The organism is Paenibacillus oryzisoli (genome assembly GCF_001653565.1).
Taxonomy (GTDB): Bacteria; Bacillota; Bacilli; order Paenibacillales; family NBRC-103111; genus Paenibacillus_E; species Paenibacillus_E oryzisoli.
In genome coordinates this window covers 20,182-43,969 of the sequence record NZ_LYPB01000081.1, presented here as the reverse complement: position 1 = coordinate 43,969, position 23,788 = coordinate 20,182, and the positions used below count along the sequence as shown (strand labels likewise).

Genomic DNA, 23,788 nt, shown 5'->3' with positions numbered 1-23,788 from the left:
TGAAAGCAATTCGTGCTTTCAGCAGGTTCGCAATCAATCTTCTGGACGTTAAGCAAATACATTCGATAATCTCTAGAGCTCGGTCTTGTCAAAGCCATCACGAACAAGAACAGAGCGATAATGATTACGATTACTACATAACTTTTCTTTTTGAAAATCCTTCCCCCTCCTCTTCATTTTATCCTTCAATATCTACCTCCAATACGAATACCCATACCCTTCCATGCATCCAATCAAATCCCTTTATTTCCCTATTAAAAAATCCACGTATCTACCAGTATCTATGTACAATCACTATTAGAATTTTTCCTTATACTATATAAAGACTTCACATCCAAATTATGGGAGGTGTTACAATGTTAAAGCGTTCCTTAGTTGAAAGTATATTGTCGTTACTTGATATCGAGACTATTAAGAAGATCAAAGCGGAATATTTTAATGGGAAAGAAACGAAATTATCATTTGAAGTAGCCCAGAGTCCAATTGAAAGAGAAGTAATGTTATCAGCGTGGTTAGACAGCATCAAATGGAGAGCCCTAGCAGAGTTTAAGATTGAGCTCTACGACGGAACAAGCTACAAAATCAAGTTTGGCGATGACTAAACGGTAGCTAATTGATCAAAAAGAGACCCACAGCAACGGGCTGCGGGTCTAAGTTATATATTTTAAAAGGGGGTCGAGTTTTATTATAATCCTGAATGATTAATGCCAGATGAAAATTAGATTTCAATCTTGTAACAAATATTTACGCCCGTGCGACATCCGTTAAACTACGTTCACCGTCGCCCCTGATATAAACGTTGACTGAACGCTTCAGCTACATTTAGAAGAGCTACGGGAAACAAAATGTAGTACCATGAATCCCACCAAACTGTACTATACAAAATTCCAACTTTTTTTAAAGCAAATGTCACTGTTACTGTAACCATTAGTAGGATTACAATTTTGAACCACTTCTGTATCCTGCTCATCTTCACCAAAGCAACTATAATTATACAAATACTTATGTAATACACAACCGAAAAAGCACTTGTATCATAGGATGGATTCTCATACCACCCCGGCGTGTAAATTCTATTTGAAAATAACATTATGGGGAGAAAATGCAACGTACCCGATAAGGGGCCGATGCACAAAAATAAAAATAGAGAATGAAGGAAACCATCTAAGGAAATTATTATCCGTCGATATATGATTTTGGAGAGTGGGAAATAGACTAGAAGACCTATAACCGTATATACAATTCGCCACCAATGCAGCGTATAGAGTTGAAGCTCCACGAATAACCACTCAATTCCAGCGAACAATCCGACCGCCATAATAATCCAAACCCAGCTTAGTTGAAAAACGGATAAAATTAATGCAGCCACAGGAACAGCAAGCATATTCGAAGCAATGGCACCCAAATGACTATCGTAATAGGTATTGTATTTAATGATTTTCGGGTGATATAAATAGCTTCCCAAGAAAATATAGATGACGGCCTCAATCAGATATGCCATTTCAACAAGGACTAGAAATTGTAATAAAGTATGCATGCTTCTTTGTTTATAAAATACAAGGGCAAGTAAAATCAAGAATAGTACACTCAGTCCCATATACCAGATTGCCTGATGAGACATTGCTAATCCCCCTATTCATTTATCATATCCATATCCTTTCATATCTTTTCTTATTATGGAGATTATATACAGGAACTACATAGATCCTTTCGTTTAAAATGGCTGGATGGAGGCAGTTCATCGAGCTGTTACAAATCAAAAAAGACCGCGATTTACGCGGACTTCATTCAGACCTATGTTCAGTTATGACTATTTGGACGCACCCAACATACGGTCAACCGTTTTACTCAGCTGGCCAAAGATAAAGTTCGGCGCGATTCGGTTCATCATTTTCAAAGCGTTGCTCTGGCCGGGTCTAATTTCATATTGGTCACGCTTGATTCCTTTAATTGCATAACTCACCATGTCCGTGACTCGCATCGCCTTTGAACCTGACATATCAGTCGGGTCGAATGCATCCACCAGGGGTGTTTCCGTCAATGGCGGAGCCAGTTCGAATACCTTGACTTTGGTATGTTTTAGTTGTGCTCTGAGCGACAACGTATACGAATGAACGCCGGCCTTTGCTGCGCAATAAATAGGCGAGATCGGAAGAGGCACGAAGGCAAGACCTGATGAGACATTTACGATCGCAGCCGATTCTTGCATTTTCAAATGCGTCAGGAACTGTTGTACCATCCAGATCGGACCACTGAGGTTCGTAGCAATCTCGCTGTTCAAATCCGCTGGGTTGGCATTCGTTTCATGCAGATTTATTTTTCGCATAAGACCCGCGTTATTAATCAAGACATTGATCTTGGGAAATTGCTTCACCACCGCAGTATACAAGGCTGCAATCGCCCCAGGATCTCCCGCATCGCTTTGAAAGGTATGTACATGAGGCAGCTTTCGCTTAACTTCATCCAGCTTAACTTGATCCCGACCCGTGATAATTACCGTATTTCCAAGCTCCAACAGCTGACTTGCAAATTCGAAGCCAATGCCGGAAGACCCGCCAGTAATAAGAACGGTATTGCCGCTCATTTTCATCAGATTCCACCCGTCCCTTCCATTTCCATCGATGATACATGCTACCCATAAGTTTACATGAAGTTGATATCGATAGGAAGGCATTCTACAAATCAAGCGTAGCTTCTTTGCTTCGTTTCTTGGATTTGGATGGCAGAGTTGCCGTCAGGGTCGCCGCGATTAGCAGCAAGCCGCAGAGCAGCACGCGGATCGAAGGCTTATTGCCGAGCAGTGCATAATCAAGCGCCGCCGTTACGGCGGGCTCCAAGCAGAACAGGATCGAGACGGTGACCGGCGGCAGCCGGCGTTGACCGTGCACCTGCAGGAGATTCGCTGCGAGCGATACGAACACGACCATAAAGGCAATGCCTGCGAGTGTCTCTGGTTGGGAGGTCAACGCCGATAGTGCTGCCGCTTCTTGGTTGAAGCAAGCATAGATCGCTGCCGCCACAGCGAAAAACAACATGCAGCCCACGATGCCCAACACGGAAACTTGCGATACGGTTGCCCCCTCCTTCGCTAGCAATCGATGGGTCAAGACGATCGAATACGCATACCCAATCATGCCGATAAAAGCTAATCCATCGCCAAGATTCATGCCTTGTTCTTGTGGCCCGATCAAAAAGGCAATGGCGGCAATCGCAATAGCAATGGCCGCTTTCTCTTGCCCTGTTGGCTTGCACCGGTCATGCACCCAGCGCAATAGCGGCACCACGCAGATGATGAAGCTGTTGATGACCACAACGCGCGTCGGGGTCGTGAGCTGTACTGCGTAAATCGAGAAGAAGCTCAACACGAAATTGGACAATCCGAGGTGGACCAAGCCCACTCTCCAGATTCGCCTCGGCATTGCCCGAAGTGATCGATGGAAGATCGTGAAATATACCAAGGACACAGCAGCATACCGCCAAAATTGAAACAGCATCTGTGGGTACTCAGCGGTCGTGGACTTCATTACGATGTAGGATAGCCCCCAGATCAATACCGCGCCAAGAACGGCCACATATCCAAACAAATCACTGCCTCCTTATTTACTTCCCACCTCGACCGAATACACCGCCATTATGCGCATAAAATTCAGGGAGCAATTGGAATTGCCCATCAACGGCTTCTATCCAGCTGCCATTAGGCATGGGATGCTTTTCCTTCATGACTTCCCAGTTGGTATAGTTTTGTTTGCCATTGGATTCGATCAAACCCATGGACAGTCCTGGAACAGGCAGGAGATGCGCTGCCAGATTCTTATTCCAATCAACCATTACTGGATTCGCAGTCAAATCAGCGCAGAAGCAAGGAATGCCATACTCACTAGCTAGCTTCGCCACTCTCAAGCTCATGCTCATCGTCTTAGCTACCGGCTTTAAGGCAAAAGCCCCGTACCCCATTTGGATTCGCTCCAACGCATCCTTTTCATTATGGACACTTTCGTCACCTGTCACCCTGACTGGAAGATCAGAAACATCCTCGTGAATATGCTCCGGAAATGGCTCTTCCACCAATAAAATGTGGGCTAGAGCCCCCATTCGCTCTGCCGCATCCACCAATCTCCAGAGGAGCTCCTTGCTTTCGTACCGCCCATTGATGTCTAAGTAATACGCAATGCGTCCGTTTGCTGTGTGGAGGCAGTTACGGTTTCCTGCTATACGATGAATCTCTTTCAATCTTTGTATATCCCATTCGATCATTTTTTCGGGATCTCCGTCCTGTTTAGGATCCGAGCCCAATTTAATTTTCAGCACAAAATAACCCTCATCAAGCAGCGCCACAACATCCGCCTCTGTCATCCCATACGAAACGACTGGCGTACATGCAAGCCGTTCATGCCGAGCAACCAGCATGGATCTGTACTCTTCTGGAATCAGCTCCGTGAAGCGAGCGCCAGGTGTTTTATGACTCAGCAGCATCCAAGCTGCATGGTCAACAGGAACTAAGGCATTTAGCGCAAAGGTAACTCGGAGTGAGTTCCCCTCCCATACACGGGAAGCATAGTCATAAGCCTGCGCTACTAGCGGATCCAAGATGTCCATTGGGGTCTCAAATGTCATATGCTGAGCGGCTAACAATGCATGTTGGGTGATCTCCTTCATGAATACGTTACCTCGTTCATTACCCCACCCCGTGTACACCTGTGGGTCAGACCACAGAATACTCTGAACACCTAAGCCCACACCAACATCCCCCTCTGTATCCTCCAAGGAAACGAAGGACTGCCAGAGCTCATTCACATAGCCACCTTTGAAACCGAATGGGGCAAGTAACGGTTCACGTTCAACCGTGAGATTCGTTTTCTTAATCATTATCATCTTAGTGCCCCTTTACTTTCATTCGATACTGTGCTGCGAAAGCAGCCCCTTCGTAACCTTGATCTTCCTCTGATAATTGCTTTAGGGCTATCTGTTCGCCGCCTAACAAGTACGATTTTCTAGCAGCCAGTGCAGCAAGTTCCCCCTCAAGCAGTTGATTAATGGCTAGGAAAGGTCCTGTATCTCCAGCCAAGTATGGCAAGCTTGCTTCCAAGAAAGAACGATACAGTCGCTTGCTATCCACCTGCAGATGCTTAACCGTATTCTCCGTCACAATCGTAGCATAGAAGGGCAAATACCCTTGTGTCGCACCAATGCTAAGGAATCCTTTGCGCCCATCCTGCCAATTAAGTTCAATATGATGCTGAAGATGAATACCTGTGGAGCGTACACTTTCAATTCCCGGTCCCATGATAGCTTGCAGCAAATAGAAAGCATGTATGCCGTAATTGAAATCATCAACAGAACAACCCGCCAACATAGTCACGATGGGGTCGTCCAGATCATGCTGCTGATGCCATTCTTTGACCTCTTCGCAGACACTTAACGAAGAACCGCCTATTATACGAACACCAGTTCGTTCCCATTCCAAGAGCTGCTGAATGTCCCGCATGTTCCCTGCCATCGGCTTATCAAGCAATATGGCTTTGCCCGCTTGAACAAAAGGACGTGCACGCTCCACATGCAAGTCCCAATTCACACTATGGATGATTACAGCATCTACGAGTGGTACCATGTCTTCTAACGATTCACAAACTGTCGTGATTTCGTGTTTTTCGGCAAATTGTAAGGCATATCCTTCTTCGTGGACGGTTCCCCCGTCGAATACGGCAACTACTTGATGGCCTAATTCTTTAATAATGGGTACCCAATTGCCGGGGTGTGAAGTGTCCAAATCTACAATACCAATTCGCAGCGTTTGCATTCTCAATCCTCCTATTCCAAACTCTATTCTTCTAGGTTTCTGGCCTATGCTTGTGCCGCAACTATTCATTCACGCATATAGATCGGTGCTTAAATATTTCAGTCCTGAGTCGTTAATAGTCAATACGATCCGTGCACCCTTCTCTCGCGACTTCAGCAATTGTAAGGCCGCAGCAACGTTGGCCCCAGACGAATAACCCGCAAAAATTCCCTCTTCGCGCGCTAATCTCCTACAAGCCTCCATCGCAGCCTCGTCGGTAACCGTCAAGAAACCAAAGATCAAGTTTCGATCAACCAATGGCAACGCCATACTATAGCCGCCGCCTTGCAGCCTGTGGCTCGCATTGGACTGCATTCCACCCGCCAGATAAGGTGCCCCTTCCGGCTCTACCACATAACTGCGAATGACAGGATTATAGGCATTCAACCTTTTGGCACAGCCCCCAAACGTTCCACCACTCCCTGCAAAGTCAAGGAATACATCAAATTCGCCCTTCGTTTGCTCCCATATCTCTTCTGCTGTATGCAATTCATGCGCAAGCAAACTCCCGCGATGATGGAATTGATCCGCACGGAATGCGCTTCGTTCGTGAACGATTTGGAGAGTTGCTGCATCTACTCGCGCAAGATCTTCACCCGACACTTGACCGGGCACGGAGCCAGCTGCTTGTTCAACTAGTACGACCTCAGCACCAAGTGCACGCATCATTCGCGCTCTCTCCATTGAATTCCCTTTTGACATAACCGCAACAAATGGGTACCCTTTCACCGTACAGACGATAGCAAGCCCCGTTCCAGTATTGCCGCTAGTCAGTTCCACGACCGTCTGTCCTGGCGTAAGCGTGCCATCCCGCTCTGCTTCCTCGATGATTTGAAGCGCAATTCGATCCTTCTTACTAAAGCCAGGATTGAGGTATTCAAGCTTGGCATAGATTTCTCCCTCGAGTTCCTTGGTTAAACGACTTAGTCTAACCATTGGTGTGTTTCCTATCGCTTGATGCGCGCCATCCAGTATGGTTTGACGATAGTCGACCATATGCCTCACTCCTTATAGACGTCCAAATCAAGGTTCCATTCGCCCAGGCATACATCGGGACTCTTCAGCTCGGCGGAAATAATCATCCATAAGCTCCAGTCCAAACTCGGCCATAATCTCTTTCACAGTTAAGTCCTCCGATTCACTAGTCAACAGTACACAGCCCAGAAAACCAGGATCGTGAATCTTAACTTTTGCCCCATATTTCTGTTTGATCTTAAGAAAATGTGCGCTATTCTCATCAATATGAATAACTGCGTAATCCAAATTAATCTTGGTTGTCATAAAGGAATAGTAATTCGTGCTCATCGCAGCAACCTCTCCCAATGGCGTTATAACGGTGCTAGGTAAACCGGATATCGCGCCGGCAAAATAAGATCTGCACGAATAAGCCCAATAGTTCTGCATAAGCCCACCATGATACATGGAAGGAAATACGATCAGATCTGGCTTTGCTTCCGCATACTGCTGCCGAAGTTCATCAAAGTTCAAATCAAAGCAAATTGCTGATGCCACTCTCCCGAAATCACATTCAAAGATGGGGGCTTCTTTCCCATAAAGAATATGATTCTTGGTATATTCATCAGGAACTAGGTGGTTTTTATGATAGGCACCCATCACCCGGCCTTCGCGGTCAATCAACTGCATCGCATTGCGCCAGCTGCCATCCTCCGCTTCTATATGCGCGGGATACGTAATGTAACAGCGGTGCTGCTTTGCAACGCCTGCGAAGAAATCACGAATTTGATTTTTTCGGACCCGATAATAAGCTAGTTTATGCTCTTGTGGGTATTTCCTTTGATCGGGCCTGTCACAGGCTTCAGGCAATACAATCAAATCTGGACGATCCGGCAGCACCTGGTCCAGCTGACTCTGCCAATGTTCGATCATCCGTTCAACTGCTTCTTGAGCAGTCACATCGGCTTCGATCACCAAAGGTCTAGGACCTAAACAACTTATGGTTACATAGTTTGCCATCATCGCTCTCCACCTTACGTGAAATATTGAACCCAACTATAAGTAAAGGTTAGATTTATATGCTGGAGACCCACCAAGCTAGCGCTGTATGCGGCTCCATAATGATTTCTTCCCCTTCTAAAATAGTGACGGGTTTCCCGCTCCAAAATTCTTCGTGTGATCCTTGCAACCCGGCAAACGGCTGAGGCAGCTTCCTCGGCCTATAATCATCGCTAAGATTGAATACGGCCAGAAGCTTACGGCCCTCCCCCTGTGCAACTACGATCGGCATCTCATCCCCATCGTAATCGAAAAGATTGATCGGCACTCCACGTTCAACTGGTTTCTGAAGAACTGTGGTAAGCATAGCTAACCCGGCTTCATTAATGCGGTGCAATGCATCACCGAGAACCATATCACCACCGGTCAAATAACAGGCTAGCAGCAGTGTCTGCGCTTCAGCCAGATTCATTTCTCGTCCGGCATACCAATTGGCCCCCGAATGCCAAGGCTTCTTGGGCAGGCGTCGACTCAAAAGAAGATCGTCCGTCGTACAATCACACCTGACAATAGCGAAATCAGGATCGGTATTGCCAACCGTACCTTGCATCCACCAGCGTGCAAACATAGACCTTATATTTTGCCTAATATGACTCCAGTAATGGTGAATGTCTCCTGTCGTTCTGTGCGAATCGGCAATACCGATGACCGTCTCATAAGGAGCGCCGCATGCAAGTAAGTAGGCATCCTCCCCAATCGTATCGCGGATAAGATGGAATAATTCACGAAGCATACCAGCGGGTGTTATATCATCACGTGAGAAACGGGAAGCGCCAAGCAGCATCTGCGTGAAATCGCACTTGAAGTACGTAAATCCCGCTTGCCGCAACTGGGTGTATACCTTTCGTAGATGCTCCCTCACTTCAGGATGGGTGATGTCGAGTAAAGCATTGGAACCGTACCCAATATATAAGGGTTGCCTACTTTATCGCTGACGTACCAATCTGGATGCTCCCTATACAAGAAAGTAGAACAATTCACCATGAGCGGTGCCGTCCATATCCCCGGCTCGAAGCCTGCTTCACGAATCGTTTCACAAAGCGCAGGAAGACCGTTGGGAAATTTCCAACCTGCTTCCCAAATCCCCCATTGGGACTGATATCCTTCATCGACCACAATATAGCGAATCGAGTCTGCCCATTGTTCGCGCGATGTACGTGTATTCGCAATAATATCGCTTTCTGCGACAGCTCCAGCATAATAATCCCACGAATTCCAGCCGGTTACCCGCCCCTTGCTCAGCAGGGATGGGGGAAGACAATTTCGGATGAGTTCCGCATATTGTTCTAACAAGGTAATCCCGTTCTTGCCGTGAAGCATGATCAAGTTGGCCAGCACCGCTGCTGAATTTGCACGTATTCGGCGAGGTGAAGCTAAATGTACGCTTATGCCGAAAGCGCCGTCTCGATGCGCGCTCTCGTGCGAAATTGGGAAGCTAACCAAGCAATCTTCATATGGAGGCACAGCCCCTAGCAGCAGTGCTTCGCCAGGGAGTCTGTGAGATATTACGGTAACCATGGAAGACGCTTCAGTCGGATCTGACCAATCGTTGGGACGATGAATAGGACGTACACCCGCAAGTTTCTCAAAACATTGAGAGTGATGGAGCTGAACATAGTTTCTAGCATCTAGGTAAGGATAATCAGCCATCGGTTTCCATTCCATGCTAATTGTGCGCAAATGAATGTCATGAACACCATAATTATGAAACGTAAGGCTACGCACCTGATTGGGACTCCAACTCATAGTGACAGCCATAGCATCCCATCGCCATGTCTGTTGGCCCCTCTCCACATCTTCCTCCATAAGTGCGTCTTCACCATTGAATGTTCGATCGGAGCACTCGATCCGCAATGTTGCCCGATTCCATTGAAACTGATTGAATAACTGCAAGATCATGCCCCCCATTCATACACTCTTCCAACATAAACTGGAATGCAAACAAAAGAATAGTGCAAGATCTGCACTTTTCTCTCTTATGGAACTCTATGTTTTAAATTCGTACTGCCCAGAAACCACGGTTCACAAAAATATAAATTATTCAGCACGATTTAGGAGTAAAGTACGGATATTTGACTTTTTATTATTTGCCCAATTGATAAGGTAGAAGTATGGATAATGTCCATATTAATTACTCAAGGAGGACTGTGTAATGCGAAAAAAAACGAAGCTTGGTTATGGCTTAGCGTTAACAATGACGCTAGGTTTTGTCGGCGGGCTACTGCCTGTACCAAGCGCATTTGCAGCTGCAACGACTTACTACGTGGCTACGAACGGAAATGACGCCGCAGCTGTAAACTCTGAGGCGACCCCTTTTAAAACCATCAATAAATGCGCCCAAGTCATGCTGCCCGGTGACACCTGTGTTATCGCATCAGGTACATATCGCGAGACAGTTACTCCAGCTGCATCTGGAACTAACGGCCAACCCATTACCTTTAAGCCAGCCCCTGGCGCTAACGTAATTGTAAGCGGTACCGAGCCAATTAGCGGCTGGACGCAACACACAGGACAGATTTATAAAACCGATCTAACTTGGAGTCTTGGGAAAGAAAATCAGCTTTTCGTCAATAATGGTTCCGTTGTTGCTCCTCTATGGGAAGCACGTTGGCCAAATATCAGCGAATACACGCTGCCAGGTCTAAAAGCAGGAGTTGCTACTGCCGACGCAGGATCGGCGACGTCGATTGTTGATTCAGATTTGACGCAGCCTACCGACTTTTGGAAGAACGCTTTAGTATGGGAAAGAGGCGGGAACGCATACCAAGGCATGACCAGCAAGGTAACAGGCTACAATAGTGCGACCCATACTTTGACGTACGAACCGATTACAGGTGATTATCAGGAATTGTATCCTCGACTCGGCAGCACGTATTTCCTCAGCGGGGTTCTCGGCGCATTGGACGCTCCCAATGAATGGTATGTGGATGAGGCTGCTCAAAAGGTCTACTTATGGGCACCAGATGGCGGTGTTCCGTCCAATGTCGAGGTTAAAAAGCGCAAGACTGCATTCAATTTGAACGGAAAATCCTTCATTCAAATGAAGGGAATTCGTACTTTCGCTGCCAACATTACGATGAATGGTTCGAGCAACAACGTTTTAGATGGTATACAGGCAGATTACGTGTATTTCTCGAACTATTCACAGAATACGACGAATGCCGATCAGCTTAATGGCGGAATTAGCATCGTCGGAAATAACAACGAAATCAAGAACAGTAAGATTGGTTACTCTTCGGGAACGTTGATTAATATTGAGGGGAATAGCAACCGCATTGTGAACAACATCATTCATAACGGCAGCTATATGGCCTCCTATGATCCCCTGGTTAAGCTTTCTAGCGGGACCAGCAACCTGATCAGCTACAACGAGATTCGTGACTCCGGAAGATTCAATATCTATTGGAGATCCGGCAGCGGAGAGATTTCGTACAACGACATCTCTAATGGGATGTGGTTATCCCGAGACGGAGCCCTGCTATATAGTTGGGGTCTCGATATGGGCAACAGCGACATTCACCACAATCTGATTCACGACAGCAAAGGCTCTGATATGAGCGTCGGCCTCTATTTCGATAACTATGCGAACAATGTGGTAGCGCATCATAACGTCATCTACAACAACGATGTAGGAATTCAGATGAATACGCCGGGTAATTACCGACTTATCTATAACAACACGGTTGTGAATCATAGAACCAGCAGCATAGGCTTCTGGGGATCTCCACCGTATAACCAAGAGTTATTTGGATCTAGGGTGTATAACAACATTTTTACGAACAGTGTCTCCTTAACCACAGATACAGTAAATGGCTATAATACAACATCGAGTACTGGCGTGAATTTTATAAATCCCTCTGCTAACGACTACCGGTTAAATCCTGGTTCGACAGCTATTAACTCCGGGGCTGTCATTGCAGGAGTCACGGACGGTTACGTAGGTCCAGCACCCGATGCAGGAGCTTATGAGTTCGGTGGGGTTAATTGGAAGGCAGGGCCGGATTTCGCCAATCCGCCAAGCGTGACCTACACCCAGCTCGATACGCCTTATATGAACCTGATTAAGAACAGCGGCTTCAACGGGACTACCGATAACTGGCTCAAATGGACGACCAACGGAACCACTGATGTCCAATCTGTACCTGCATCACCTGACTGGCAGGTCAGAGGAAGACAATTCCGATTGAAGCTGGGCCCTGGCGGAGCTGGTGTGGAGCAGAAAATAACAGGTCTTAAACCGGATACCGAATATAAATTTGTAGCTTGGGTGTACAATGAGCCTGGTGAATCCATCGTTCTCGGTGTGTTCAATTATGGCGGAAACGCGATTGATATCACTGCGAAGGATACGCAATTCGTTCGCAAAGAGATTACGTTCCGAACAGGTTCTACGAATACGGATGCCCGAGTGCGCATCTATAAGCCAGGATCAGCTGTCGGCCTTTCTTATGCAGATGATACAGGTCTGATTGAAAACACGCCGTTCGATGCTGGCGTAAGCCAAAGCCTTTTGAAAGACGTACAGTTTACGTCACCTACTAATCTTTTCACTGTCGGACAGGAAGGTACGCTGAGTCTTAACGGAACACTGCAAAACGGTTTGCCGGCAGACCTCTCCAATGCAGATGTTCAGCTAGTTTCCAGCGACCCTCAGGTTCTTCGTATAAATGGCATCAGTAATGGCACCGCATCTGTGACAGCCCTTTCGGAAGGCCAAGTTACCGTATCGGCAACAGTCTCCAAGGATGGGATTACGAAAGCAGCAACACAGATTTCGACTGTCTTCCCTACGGGTGGTTCGGATACAGGAGCGACAGGTTGGACGTTAAAACAATACGGCCCTCATAGCAAAGGATTCGTTACAGTTGGTACCGATGGCAGCTATTCGCTAGTTGGCGTTGGGGACAATGTGTGGGACAAAACGGATGATTTTGTCTACCTTAGCAAGAATGTCCATGTATCCGACCCCAATATAAAAGTGACGGTAACAGCTACTATTGATAACTTTGATTTTGCAGATCCAGCATCGGTAGGATTAATGTTACGCGCCAAAGATGCAGCAGACTCGAAGCATGTTCAGTTCCGAACGGATGGAACTGGCAAGGTGCTCAGATACGTTTTCCGCAATAATGAAAGCATACTGGATGCTCAGAAGCCTCCCGCTCAGCAACAGTATTGGGGTTCGTCGACTGGTCTTCTCTTGGACTATGCAGGCAAAAGCATCAATTCCCCATTCCAGATGAAGCTGGTTAAGGAAGGCAACAAGGTCACAGGCTATTACTTTAAAGAAGGACAATGGCTGTCCATAGGTTCTACGATAGTGGAATTCGAGGGAACTGACTTCCTGGCTGGTATCGGAATGTTCTCGGGAAGCGGGAAGCCGCCAGTTAAAGCGGTCATTTCGCAACTGGACGTACAAGTGGAAGAAGTTCTTTCTTCCGTTGCGATGACAGCGGACAGTATGTATATAGGTGCAGGGAACTCGGCGGCATTAACGGTGACCGGTACGGTATCCGATGGGAATCAAGCGGATTTGAGCCAGGCGACATTCGTGTTCAAAAGCGACAATCCCGCCGTTGCGAGCGTTGATGCTAATGGGATCGTAACCGCGACTGGAGAAGGTGTCACATCGGTACATGCATCCGTTACGCTCGGAGGTGTAACGAAAGAAGCGAATGTAGGGTTCATAGCTGATCTCAGTGGACCAACCACGGTAGCTGAAGCTGTCTATGGTGCACAGACAGTTATCGCCCTCTCGGCAACTGACAATCTCTCCGGCGTCGCGAAAACTGAATACCGAGTCGGAAGCAACGGAGCTTGGAACACGTATACGGGACTTATTGTCATCGCCCAAGGTGGCACCCATACAGTCCAATATCGCTCAGTCGATAGAGCTGGCAATGCTGAAGCGATTAAAACCATCATCATAGGCAGCTTAGACGTAACTGCTCCTACTTTGTCCGTAACCTTAGACAAAACAGTAATTTGGCCGCCAAACAAAAAGATGATCGCTATTAAAGCCACTGTGAACGCTAGCGATGCCGATTCAGGCGTGGCGTCAGTCATCTTGACCTCCATCACGTGCAGCGATCCAACCAGCAGCCCAAGCGATATTCAAGCGGCAATCGGCACTTCAGCTACAACGTTCAGTCTGAAAGCCGAGAAGGTTCGCGACTATATCATCACTTACACAGCTACTGACAAGGCTGGCAATAAAACCGTTGTTACAAGCGTTGTCACTGTTCCTCACGATATGGCCGGGAACTAAGAAGTAGGAAATAGCAAAGGAGCTAAGCGAATGACATGCTTAGCTCCTTTTGGTTTTGGGGCTGCGTTGCCCCATTCTCGGTGCGTTATGATGGAACAACGGGCACTAGTGAGTTTCTATCCGTCTTACGTTCGCATTAAGCTGCTCCAATCAATCCCCAACGAATGTCCCGATTCCATGGATGCATCCGCGCGGAAACCGACAAGGTGTCCGACGAGTGCATGTTCGAGTGATGTGGAGAACTGTGCGGAAGTGTCTCCTCGCACGACACGCACAAAGTCTTCGACGAGTCGGTGATCGCCGCCGCCATGCATATCCCGACTAACCGGAATCTCGACACGTTGCTCGCTATAAACGCCGCCTTCCCGCAGATGCGGGAGACGCACCACGAAAGAGCCTTCCTCGAGCTCCCCGTAGATCTCACCTTTGGTTCCCGTAATATGCACGGTTCGACAGGCCTTCGCTGCTCCGCCCACCAGATTGTGAACGGCGGTACTTCCGTTCTCGAATTCCATCATCACCGCTTGATGATCGGCGATGTCATTGTCGCACCTCCATACGCAGCGGCCGAAGGGGTTGTCTGTGCGCAAGCTCTCTAGCTTCTCTTCGTCGCTGAGCCGAACACCGTCGAGATAGCGTGGCCAGACATAAACCGGCCACAGCGGCTGGTCCACGTACAGCTTCTTCGCTGAGTACACGCAATTCTCTTCTATTGCGCAATCGGTTAGGCAGCGGTTGCCCGATCCTTGAGGAGCCCGCGACTCGCGAAAGTACGAGCGGCCGCCATAACTGCTCACTTTGACCGGCCGTACTCCCGATTGGAACCAGGTGATGAGGTCGAGGTCATGGCAGCATTTTTGCATGAGGAAAGACGAGCCTCCGCGCTCCTTATTCGCAAATTTACCGCGAACGAAGGCCGTCGCCATATGGTGAAAATCGACATTCTCTTCGGTCTGAATGTGGAGGATGTCCCCAATTGTCCCCGCCTCCAACTCACGCTTAAGCTCCACGTAGAACGGGGCATAACGCAGCACATGGCAGATCATGACCTTGCAGTTGTACGCTTGCGCTGTATAGTGCAGCTCCAGCACCTCATCCTCTGTGATCCCAATCGGCTTCTCCAGCAGCAAGTCGTAGCCTTTCTGCAACAGCGGCAGACTCGTCGACACGTGCTGCGCGTCCAAGGTCCCGTTAATCACGGCATCTACCAGCTTCGGCCGTGCTGCAAGTGCCTCTACATCCGCGAATATCATGTCCTCCGCTATCCCATAACGTTCAGCCGTATGCGTACGTCGGAGCGGATTCGGATCCACCACTCCAACTATCCGCATCTGTTCGGGATGCTTCAACGAATAGCTCGCATAATTCATACTGCGGCTGCCTGCGCCAACGATAATAACCTCTATCGGTTTATTCTCAGCTTTCATGACAATCTCCCCCTTTTGGTTGACTCCGATGCAGATGCACCACTTATTGCCCGATTAACCCTTTCCCGAAGCCCGAGCAGCCATTCCGCATCTGATGGAAACTGGCTAAAGCTCAAAGGTTCCGTGAGCCCTTCCTCGATCAAGGTCAGCACCTGTTCGCGCCCGACTAAGCTTTCTAACAGTTGCAGCGCCCTAAGGTCCTGCAATCCCTCATAGAAGACTTCCATTCGGATGGACTCTACTGGCCCTTCCTCCCCTGGATAAACAAGGAAGGCGTCGCCCGATGGGAAGCTGCGACCTGCGTCCGTCACGCGATACGGATCGATCGCTTGCAGCGAATACTGTGTATTCCAGAAGTTGTAGCCCCAATGCAAGAAGCCGGCAATCTGAAACTTATATAGCTGTACGCCGATCACGCGATTGCGGGCAGACGGCATGTTGAAGAAGCGATTGGATACTTGCCTGTACTGTACACAGCAGTAATACGTCCACAGCTCAGGTACCTGTCGCTCGAGGAACGGCCCGATGTGATCGTTCGCTGGAATGGGCCCTTTGACAAGCCCTTGTTCATAGTACTCCACGTTCGTCAGCGCATCGATAATTGGGAAATTTCCCAAGTGAGCCTGCATCAGCTCGCTCGCACTTCGATACCAAGGCATATGTTCAAACAAAGGCTCGTCTGATATATGGAAATAGCACCGATTCTCAAGCCCACGCTCGCGAAGGAATACCATTAATGCGGGCAGATACTGGTTTAGAAACGACTTATATGCCTCACCGGTCGCATCCGTGTCCCAGCCGAAAATGCGACGCAGTTCTCCCCGCTCCTCCGCCACCACCTTCGGAGCGTGCTTTGCGCCCCATTGAGTGAACAGGTGCGAGAATTCAAAATAGCGGATGCCGACCCTGTCGCACAGCTCGATCCAACGGACCAGACGGCCGAAGCCGAATTCGTACGTGCCATCTGCCTCCTTCCGCACATCCACCAGTTGAACCGTCAGGCGCTCACCGCCGACTTGGGTATCCAACGGTGGCGTGAAGTGGGGCGTAAGTACCATGTTCATGCCGTGCCGCACAGCGGTAAGCAGGTATAGCTCGATCAGCCCCCAATGCTCGTCACTGAACACCTGGACCCCGTAGTAATTCGCCAAACAGTCCGCATGAAACCACTCCGTATGAATCAACGTCTGTGGCGGCAATACGGCTGAGATGACTTCCAAGTGAAAGCTCTCTTCACCAAGCATCTCCCCCGTCATGGCGGCAAACTTGACTGTTATGTCATATTCGCCCGCAGGCGTCTCCTCGGCCAGCTCCACAGTAATCCAGACAGCTCGCCATTGATAATGGATTCCCACAATACCCTGCTCTTCGTCGATAGGGAGAAGCGGGTCAGGATAAAGGCCTGGTGTAACACGCAGCACATTGTCATCATGGCGGCGCTGGCAAGGCAGTTCCGATGGTGCCAAGCCTACTTCCCGCAAAGTAATGGCCGCCTGCGAAGTGGAAGTAACGCTTACTCGGATCGGCTTGGTCAAAGCAGGTGCCCGATAGGCTACCTGGAAATCGAAGGTTTCCCCGCGCAAAGCGGAGCCCCGTGTATAGGACCCATCCCGAAGTTCCTCGTCCGGAAACACTTTTACCAAGGAATGAAGACACTGTGTCTCAAACACAAAAACATCTTGCATATGTATTCCCCTTTGTTCTCTTGACATAGGATCAGCGTAACCCCCGGAAAAAGCAAAAGAAAGTGCAAGATTCGCACTTTCTTTCACCAAATCAATGAACAATTTGAACTTTTATGCACGATGAAGTTAGGGAACGGTATACCTACAATGACAGTGATTTCTTGATGCGGTATTCCTTCGGTGTTGTGCCGAAGCGCTTCTTGAATAGCTTGAAGAAGTAGCTCGGTGAGCTGAAACCAACCTTCTCGGAAATCTCGTTCACAGGCAGGTTATTATTCTCGAGCAGCATGACCGATTTCAGTAACCGTATTTCGTTGATGTAATCCGCAACAGAGACTGTCTCTTGCTTCTTGAAAATGCGTCCGACGTACGCCGAGGACATCCGCAGCATATCCGCGATCTCCTGCAAGCTTAGGTTCGGATCGGAGTAATTGGCTTGAATCACGTCTTTAATCGTATCGATGATAAAATGGTCCTTCGTCTCTGTCCCGCGTTTCTGATCCTCGAAGATCGCGCTGAGGATGGCGCCGAACTCCGCAAAAATTTCGTCCAATGTCTCCTTCTCGAATATAAGGCGATCGATGGAGCGAAGGTCGATAAGCAGAGGCGACAGCTTATTCTGGTTAATTTCGCGGACCGTCTGTTTGATGAGAATGCCGAGTTGAATGACCGATTGCACGACGGCGTCGGAGCTCATACCCGCAATCAATCGGTGTAAATGCTCCAGCTCCTGGAAGACGCTGTCCGGATGACTCGCCTTAATCGCCTCAGCGAATTTCCGCTCGAGCTCAAGCGGAATGTGCGCCTTAGGATTGGCGAGGTTGCTCCGTACCATCTCAGGTGTGATCACGGAGTTGTGACCAAAGTTCATTTTATATAGATGGTAATCAAGTGCTTTCTCATAGCGATCCGTCAACTCGTGATAGTGGGAGGCGACCTCCCCCAGCGCTACCGTGAAGGTGATGTGGTAATAATCGCCGATAACTTGCTGTGCCTGCTGCAGCAACTTCATGATTGCCGAATAGCTTTCCTTCGGGCGCGTACCCGCTTCGAAGATTAGAACAAGATGCTCACCACGAATATCAACGACGTCCCCTCGCAGCTCATCCGTTACAAATTCGCGAATAATATTGGATACGGCAAATGTCAGCAGGTTCATATCCACACCAAATCTTCCTTCTTTCAAGTCTTGGTAACGATCAAATTTCAGGATCCCCAAGATGCTCTCCTTTTCCAAGTTGATGTTCATATATCCGCCCTGCACACACTCGGCCAATTCCTCAGACGTGAAGGATCGGCTGTCAGTTACGAGCTTACGCAAATAGTAAGAACGCACAATGGCTTCGTTGCTGTCGTGCTTCGTCTGCTCGCTCATGAGCTTCTCGATCAAATGGTTATAGCTATGCGAGATATAGCTGATCTCGTCCCCCTCATTCATACGGTCCTGCTCACCGCCGGGCAGCCGCTTTGTCTGCTTGAGCAGCACATTAATCGGCGAATACAGACGGTTCGAGATGATTAATGAGGCAACAACGGCGAGAACGAGACAGATGGCAGCGACCGTAACGAAGACAACCTTCAGCTTATCTACCGCAGCAAGTACACCGACATATGGTTCAACATCGACGATTACCCAGTTGACAGAGCGGTTCACGATATAATTGACGATTTGCTTCTCTCCGTTAGCTATATATGTAAATTGGGATACCTGACGGCCCGAGGAAGCAATTTGCTGATACACCTGTTCCTTCAGATCTCCTAAGTCTTGGCTGTTTTGAACGTCTGGACTGTACATCTCTTTATTCTGATCCAGAACGAAAATCCGATTGGACCGATTCGAGGACTGTCGATTCATCAACTCCAGCTTCTCAAATAGCCATTCTGGTTTAACATTGATGATCAGAGCGCTTTCCTTCTTCGTATAGGCGTCTAGCGAGTCGTACAAGAACAAAGAAAATACTTGTTGCGAACGCTCTGGATGCTTAAGATCCGGAACGTAACGGAGCGGCATCATCTGCATTTTGTAAATCGGCTTGCCGCCACTCAGAAATTCACCGATTTGATTCATTAGGTTACTGGTTGAGCTCGTGATTGCATCGTCACCACTCGTAAAAAACATGTTTCGCTTGCTGTTGTAGAAAACGATGGAATGGATAAAGGAGTTATATGCAATTGTTTTGGACAACTTGTTTATGCGGTCCGTATCTTCAAAGGTGTCTTGTTCCCCGCTGAATAACAAATGCGCCATATCGGTATCGTAGAACATGGAGATAGCGAAATTTTTCACTGTGTCATTCATATAAGAGATGTTGTAGTTGATCTGGGAAAGTACCTTCTCATTGGCTTCTTGCTGCGAATCCAAGCTAATCTTCTTCGAATATAGAAAAGCAGACAGCAATGAGGCCAGCATAACGGATATAATAAGCAAATTGATTGACAGAATGATACGCATGAAATATTTCCGTTCTCGATATTTGCGCAAGTAGTTATTCATCGTTACATCCCCTCATTCACGACTTCCTTTACAGTGCCAATCGCTCCTGCATCTAGTCTACGGCTTGCCTTACCTTTACATAATTCAACATGAAGTGCATACTTCCTCTTCGTAGATATACACCCTTCGGATATCCGAAGGGTGTACGATTGTGTGTCGGGACCTGGGCTTAGTAATTGCGTATGAGCTGCAGATCCGTAATGACCGCCTTGGCCTCAGGCCGCCCAGAGCCGGAGTACAGTGCTATCCCGGCGAGAATGTTGGCTCCATCCGTGAAGTTGACCGTCGTTTGGCCGAATAGAACGTATTGATTGCCGTCCAGATAGAAGCCTTTCACGACGTTTCCTTCCTTGGTCAGCATGATTGGCAGCAGGCGAGGAATCACACCTGTGGAAGCTGGTATTTGCTTCACACCGGTTTTGTAATGGTTGATCAAATCGGTGGACCCCGATGCTGAATTCCGGAACACGAGTCGGAGAATATCGCCTACTCCGTCCATTCGGAACTCTGCATGCTCGGAACCCGCCGTATCCTGCTCTCGCAACATAAGGCCGATGGAAGCCGGATCGTAAGCGCTGAACTCGATGTTCGCTTTCAGTGTCAGTTTGGAACTGGCCGCATTGGAGTTAAGTTCGGACTTCTTCAAGAAGACGAAGTCGTCGGAAGTGCCCCAGACATTATCCCCTTTGCCGACAAGTATATACGTATTTGTCGTGCTGTTCCATGTCGTAAACCCACTTGCATTCGTTCCGTATGCCTTGGCAGTGAAGTCTGTCGCAGGTGGCGATCCAACCGGATACACAGTGACGATCTGACTCGTTGCCTTGGCGATGTTTCCTTTTCTTGCAATGGCAGATACGGTCACTTGACCGGGACCCATGGCCGTGTAGGAAACCACCCCACCAGTGGAACTATCAATTCTTACGACACTAGGATCGCTCGAAGTAAACGTGATCGTCGCACCCGTCCAGCTAGCACTACTACCGTTCTGCAGCGTGCCGTTCAAGGTAAGACTTCCTGTTGCCCCCGCGGTCGTGCTTGTAGCCGGCGCTCCAACGAATGCCACATCCTTCAGGTTAGAAGCGTCGCTAAGCCCTGAATTAAACGGCGATGATTCAACTAAACCGACGTCTTCCGCGAAGGAGTAATGGTAAGCGTACGATTTGTTTTTAAATATTTGCACACGCGGTTTGATCGGCGTTCCGTTCGCTGCAGTAAGCGAGCCTGTTGTAAAATTCAGCTCCTGGCGCACGTACTTCCCACTGCTCGAAGCTACCGATACTTTCGGCATGGTCGATGCAGACGCATCGTAATTCTCCGCTCCAAGTAAAATTGTTTCCGTCGACACCGGTGTCGTAATATTGGGATCTAGCGGAATGTTGTAGATCCAAGCGGAATACGTATACGCTGTATTCGGCTTCAGACCTGAGATGGACTGTTCGATCCCATCGCCTACCGTCGATCCTCCTGCAGGACTGTTCCCATCTCCAAGCCGAAGCTTGTTATTCTTGCCCCGGTTGATCCAATTCGGCTTGGCTGGCATCGGTGAAGCTGGAACGGCAAATTGCGTATCCGAACCGACCGTTACTTCAGTTGCCGCTGTCGACCAGGTTAGCCAATCCGTGAGCCCTCTTTCGAAGGCGCTATTCGTAACCCGATTCATATAGGGTGTGTCAATCAACTGCCAAGTCGGTGTAACCGGATAATTGGAGTGATTGTAAGACGGAATCCAGTTGGAGCTGTTCGAGCCACCTCCATACTCATAGGCACCAGCGTCCGGAGCGCTCCCGCCCCAAGTGTATGTACTGGTAATGCCGGCGATGGCCGCCCCGCTGTCAATTGCAGTGGAGCCTGATTGCAGCCTGAAGTCGTTCCCGTTGCCGCCTGCCGGATTGATGAAATTCAAACCAACGGGCGATAGGGTGTTGTAGCCTTGGGAAACGGTTGTAGGAAACAGCTTGCGGTCCGAATCAATCGCGAAAGCTTTATCCGTCATGATGTTGTTATAAAAACGAGTGCCGTAGAAATCGTCGGGGTAACCGGCCGCTCCGTGAAACCCAACGCTCTTATCATTATTCACGATCGTGTTGTTGTGGACGAGTTTGAAATTGCCTGGCGCCCCCATCTGAATCCCCGTATCATTGTTATAGATGACGTTGTGATGGATGATCGCGTTCTCCGTGTAGTTGTCGAAATACATGCCGACACTCGTGTCGTCTCCTTTGCTGTCGTGAATCCAATTGTGGTGGAATTCGCTGTTGCCAAGGTCAGAGCCCCAAGCATAGATCAGACCGCCGTCACGGGAGAGCTTCATGCCCCGATACATATCGTTGTAACTGATCACTCCACTACCTTGGTAGATGGAGAGGAGTCCTCTTCCTGAATCACGGATTTCGTTGTGATCGATGACGTTCTCAGCTCCGCTTGATAATCGAATCAGCGAATCGTGCGTAGCCATGTAACTACCATTATGAATGCTATTATTTAAGATTCGATTGCCTTTGCCCGCTATATGAATCAGCGTTCCAGTAGAATAGGCAATCGTGCTGTTCTTCAACTCATTGTAGTCGCCTACCATGTTGATGCCCCGCTCGCGCTGACTCTCAATCGATGTGCCATGGCTGTAATCGGAGAAATACAGATATTCGGCTTTGATCTTGTCTAGCACATTATGTGTGGACGGGGTGCTGCCAACCGTCCCCATCAAGATGTTCGCCGCCATTGTTCGGATGCCGGAGATGGTGATGTAGGATTTGCCTTTCAGATTAAAAGCCGTTTGGCGGGTCTTAGCCTCCACATTCGCGGGAACACCGCCAGACGGATCCCACAAGTAGAGGTGCGTCGCATCCGTATGCCACTCGCTGGCCACGTCGAGTGCACCCAATACGCCGGAGAGGAAATAGGTATTTCCTTGTCGTGGCGAGTAATACGATTGATCGTTTGTGACCGGATTCATCGTCAGGGTTTTCGTCGTGTTATTGAAGCCAGTAATGGTTGTGGTTTGCCCAGTGTAGGCGTCCCCTCCCCGCTCCCATATAGTCGCACCGACCCAATTAATGTTAGGCAACGTACTGTCCGTGACTGTATAGGAGGTTGTCAGGTTAGAGGCAGACTGCATGAATGCCATGTTATCTTTCAATCCGTTCAAGTTGTAAGAACTGATATTGGGCCAACGAGCTTCCCATAGAAGGGTAGGGTCCGCGGACAAATAGCCATTGGTATCCTTCGGAACGACAAAGAACTGCTCCTCTGTCTCATCAAGCAGCGAACTTCTTGTGTAAGGAGTCTTATAGACAGGCATTCCCGTAATGCCTGCAGATGTCCATGCGCTCGCAATCGGATCAGTGCCGCTGACCACGACGTTCGCTCCGTTTGCCGCCTTGATCGTGATACGAGAATTCTCCGCCGTTCCGGTTGGCGGCGTAATGGTCTCGCGATAAATACCGGATGACACTTCACATGTGTCTCCTGGTACCAAAGCGTTCACGCAGCGTTGAATGGTTCTGAAAGCAGCCCCTAAAGATTTCCCATTATTTCCCGTATCACTACTGCTTGCTGCCTGCGATACATAATAGGTAGTTGCATCTGCCGAAACGGACTGAGCGGGCAATGCGCCCATCACCATTGCCAAACTCATCATCGCAGCAAGACCTAAACGACATGTAGACTTTACCTTCATCAGTTAGCCTCCTTATTATCGATTAATATTGTGTTGTATACTCGCTGACATTCTCCTTTTTCTGTTGAATGATTGCAAAAACCTGCAAGCCTGGCTATTTCCTTGCAGAACGCTTCGACATGTTGCGTCACGTAACGGCAGCACCTCCTCCCAGTATTCCCATATAGGAATAACTGGAAAAAATACAGCTATTTTCGTTCAAATCGCGAGAATGAGGCCAATAACTGGAAAACATCCAGTTAAATTTCACACTTTTCACGAAAATGGGCAACTCGCCTGAAATTAGCTGTATAAAATCCAGTTACTTGTTCCATTTCACGCAAATGACCACGATTAGCTGTACATTTTCCATCTATTTTGATGCAGTGGAGCTAACGCAAATCCAA

15 protein-coding genes are annotated in these 23,788 nt (G+C 48.4%); 2 read left to right on the top strand and 13 right to left on the bottom strand.

From position 1 onward, the window contains the following. Positions 1-356 precede the first annotated feature (356 nt). On the top strand, positions 357-602 hold the full coding sequence (locus A8708_RS24310) for a hypothetical protein (protein ID WP_068667906.1): 246 nt from the start codon (positions 357-359) through the stop codon (positions 600-602). A 173-nt stretch (positions 603-775) separates the two neighbouring features. Here A8708_RS24310 and A8708_RS24305 read toward each other — a convergent pair whose 3' ends face one another. From A8708_RS24305 to A8708_RS24265, 9 genes are all read right to left on the bottom strand, one after another. Continuing rightward, on the bottom strand, positions 776-1,621 hold the full coding sequence (locus A8708_RS24305) for a hypothetical protein (protein WP_068667905.1): 846 nt from the start codon (positions 1,619-1,621) through the stop codon (positions 776-778). A 189-nt stretch (positions 1,622-1,810) separates the two neighbouring features. Further along, a complete protein-coding gene (locus tag A8708_RS24300) occupies positions 1,811-2,590 on the bottom strand; it encodes an SDR family oxidoreductase (RefSeq protein WP_068667904.1) in 780 nt (259 codons plus the stop codon). Between the two features lie 85 nt (positions 2,591-2,675). Further along, the gene (locus A8708_RS24295; protein ID WP_275667933.1) at positions 2,676-3,572 is read right to left on the bottom strand and encodes a DMT family transporter; all 897 of its coding nucleotides are present in this window, start codon (positions 3,570-3,572) and stop codon (positions 2,676-2,678) included. Positions 3,573-3,600: 28 nt separating this feature from the next. Continuing rightward, complete coding sequence (locus tag A8708_RS24290) at positions 3,601-4,866, bottom strand: enolase C-terminal domain-like protein (protein WP_204787626.1); 1,266 nt, start codon at positions 4,864-4,866, stop codon at positions 3,601-3,603. A 7-nt stretch (positions 4,867-4,873) separates the two neighbouring features. Continuing rightward, a complete protein-coding gene (locus A8708_RS24285) occupies positions 4,874-5,797 on the bottom strand; it encodes a Gfo/Idh/MocA family protein (protein ID WP_068667901.1) in 924 nt (307 codons plus the stop codon). Positions 5,798-5,866: 69 nt separating this feature from the next. Next, the gene (locus A8708_RS24280) at positions 5,867-6,832 is read right to left on the bottom strand and encodes a PLP-dependent cysteine synthase family protein (RefSeq protein WP_068667900.1); all 966 of its coding nucleotides are present in this window, start codon (positions 6,830-6,832) and stop codon (positions 5,867-5,869) included. 27 nt (positions 6,833-6,859) lie between these two features. Next, positions 6,860-7,810, bottom strand: a complete 951-nt coding sequence (locus tag A8708_RS24275; RefSeq protein WP_068667899.1) for a carbon-nitrogen hydrolase family protein — start codon at positions 7,808-7,810, stop codon at positions 6,860-6,862. 55 nt (positions 7,811-7,865) lie between these two features. Beyond that, entirely contained in the window at positions 7,866-8,678 is an 813-nt protein-coding gene (locus A8708_RS24270) for an alpha-amylase family protein (RefSeq protein WP_068667898.1), read from the bottom strand. A 29-nt stretch (positions 8,679-8,707) separates the two neighbouring features. Continuing rightward, positions 8,708-9,742 carry an alpha-galactosidase gene (locus tag A8708_RS24265; protein WP_167355927.1) on the bottom strand — a complete coding sequence of 345 codons (1,035 nt, stop codon included), beginning with the start codon at positions 9,740-9,742 and terminating at the stop codon, positions 8,708-8,710. Between the two features lie 259 nt (positions 9,743-10,001). Here A8708_RS24265 and A8708_RS24260 point away from each other — a divergent pair, with 259 nt between their 5' ends. After that, positions 10,002-14,117, top strand: a complete 4,116-nt coding sequence (locus tag A8708_RS24260; protein ID WP_068667896.1) for an OmpL47-type beta-barrel domain-containing protein — start codon at positions 10,002-10,004, stop codon at positions 14,115-14,117. A 125-nt stretch (positions 14,118-14,242) separates the two neighbouring features. On the opposite strand, the gene A8708_RS24255 is transcribed toward A8708_RS24260, so the two are convergent. From A8708_RS24255 to A8708_RS24240, 4 genes are all read right to left on the bottom strand, one after another. Beyond that, complete coding sequence (locus A8708_RS24255) at positions 14,243-15,544, bottom strand: Gfo/Idh/MocA family protein (protein WP_068667895.1); 1,302 nt, start codon at positions 15,542-15,544, stop codon at positions 14,243-14,245. Next, a complete protein-coding gene (locus A8708_RS24250; protein ID WP_068667894.1) occupies positions 15,541-17,229 on the bottom strand; it encodes a DUF4091 domain-containing protein in 1,689 nt (562 codons plus the stop codon). Before A8708_RS24250 ends, A8708_RS24255 begins: the two co-directional genes overlap by 4 nt. A gap of 142 nt (positions 17,230-17,371) precedes the next feature. Next, positions 17,372-19,723, bottom strand: a complete 2,352-nt coding sequence (locus A8708_RS24245; RefSeq protein WP_068667893.1) for an AraC family transcriptional regulator — start codon at positions 19,721-19,723, stop codon at positions 17,372-17,374. A gap of 169 nt (positions 19,724-19,892) precedes the next feature. After that, positions 19,893-23,402 carry a right-handed parallel beta-helix repeat-containing protein gene (locus A8708_RS24240; protein ID WP_068667892.1) on the bottom strand — a complete coding sequence of 1,170 codons (3,510 nt, stop codon included), beginning with the start codon at positions 23,400-23,402 and terminating at the stop codon, positions 19,893-19,895. Between the last annotated feature and the right edge of the window lie 386 nt (positions 23,403-23,788).

What these genes read in the sequence shown, in the direction of transcription:
- A8708_RS24290 (WP_204787626.1), bottom strand. Translation starts at nt 4,866, where the DNA reads ATGATTAAGAAAACGAATCTCACGGTTGAACGTGAACCGTTACTTGCC.
- A8708_RS24275 (WP_068667899.1), bottom strand. Translation starts at nt 7,810, where the DNA reads ATGGCAAACTATGTAACCATAAGTTGTTTAGGTCCTAGACCTTTGGTG.
- A8708_RS24260 (WP_068667896.1), top strand. Translation starts at nt 10,002, where the DNA reads ATGCGAAAAAAAACGAAGCTTGGTTATGGCTTAGCGTTAACAATGACG.
- A8708_RS24240 (WP_068667892.1), bottom strand. Translation starts at nt 23,402, where the DNA reads ATGAAGGTAAAGTCTACATGTCGTTTAGGTCTTGCTGCGATGATGAGT.
- A8708_RS24280 (WP_068667900.1), bottom strand. Translation starts at nt 6,832, where the DNA reads ATGGTCGACTATCGTCAAACCATACTGGATGGCGCGCATCAAGCGATA.
- A8708_RS24310 (WP_068667906.1), top strand. Translation starts at nt 357, where the DNA reads ATGTTAAAGCGTTCCTTAGTTGAAAGTATATTGTCGTTACTTGATATC.
- A8708_RS24255 (WP_068667895.1), bottom strand. Translation starts at nt 15,544, where the DNA reads ATGAAAGCTGAGAATAAACCGATAGAGGTTATTATCGTTGGCGCAGGC.
- A8708_RS24285 (WP_068667901.1), bottom strand. Translation starts at nt 5,797, where the DNA reads ATGCAAACGCTGCGAATTGGTATTGTAGATTTGGACACTTCACACCCC.
- A8708_RS24300 (WP_068667904.1), bottom strand. Translation starts at nt 2,590, where the DNA reads ATGAAAATGAGCGGCAATACCGTTCTTATTACTGGCGGGTCTTCCGGC.
- A8708_RS24305 (WP_068667905.1), bottom strand. Translation starts at nt 1,621, where the DNA reads ATGTCTCATCAGGCAATCTGGTATATGGGACTGAGTGTACTATTCTTG.
- A8708_RS24245 (WP_068667893.1), bottom strand. Translation starts at nt 19,723, where the DNA reads ATGAATAACTACTTGCGCAAATATCGAGAACGGAAATATTTCATGCGT.
- A8708_RS24250 (WP_068667894.1), bottom strand. Translation starts at nt 17,229, where the DNA reads ATGCAAGATGTTTTTGTGTTTGAGACACAGTGTCTTCATTCCTTGGTA.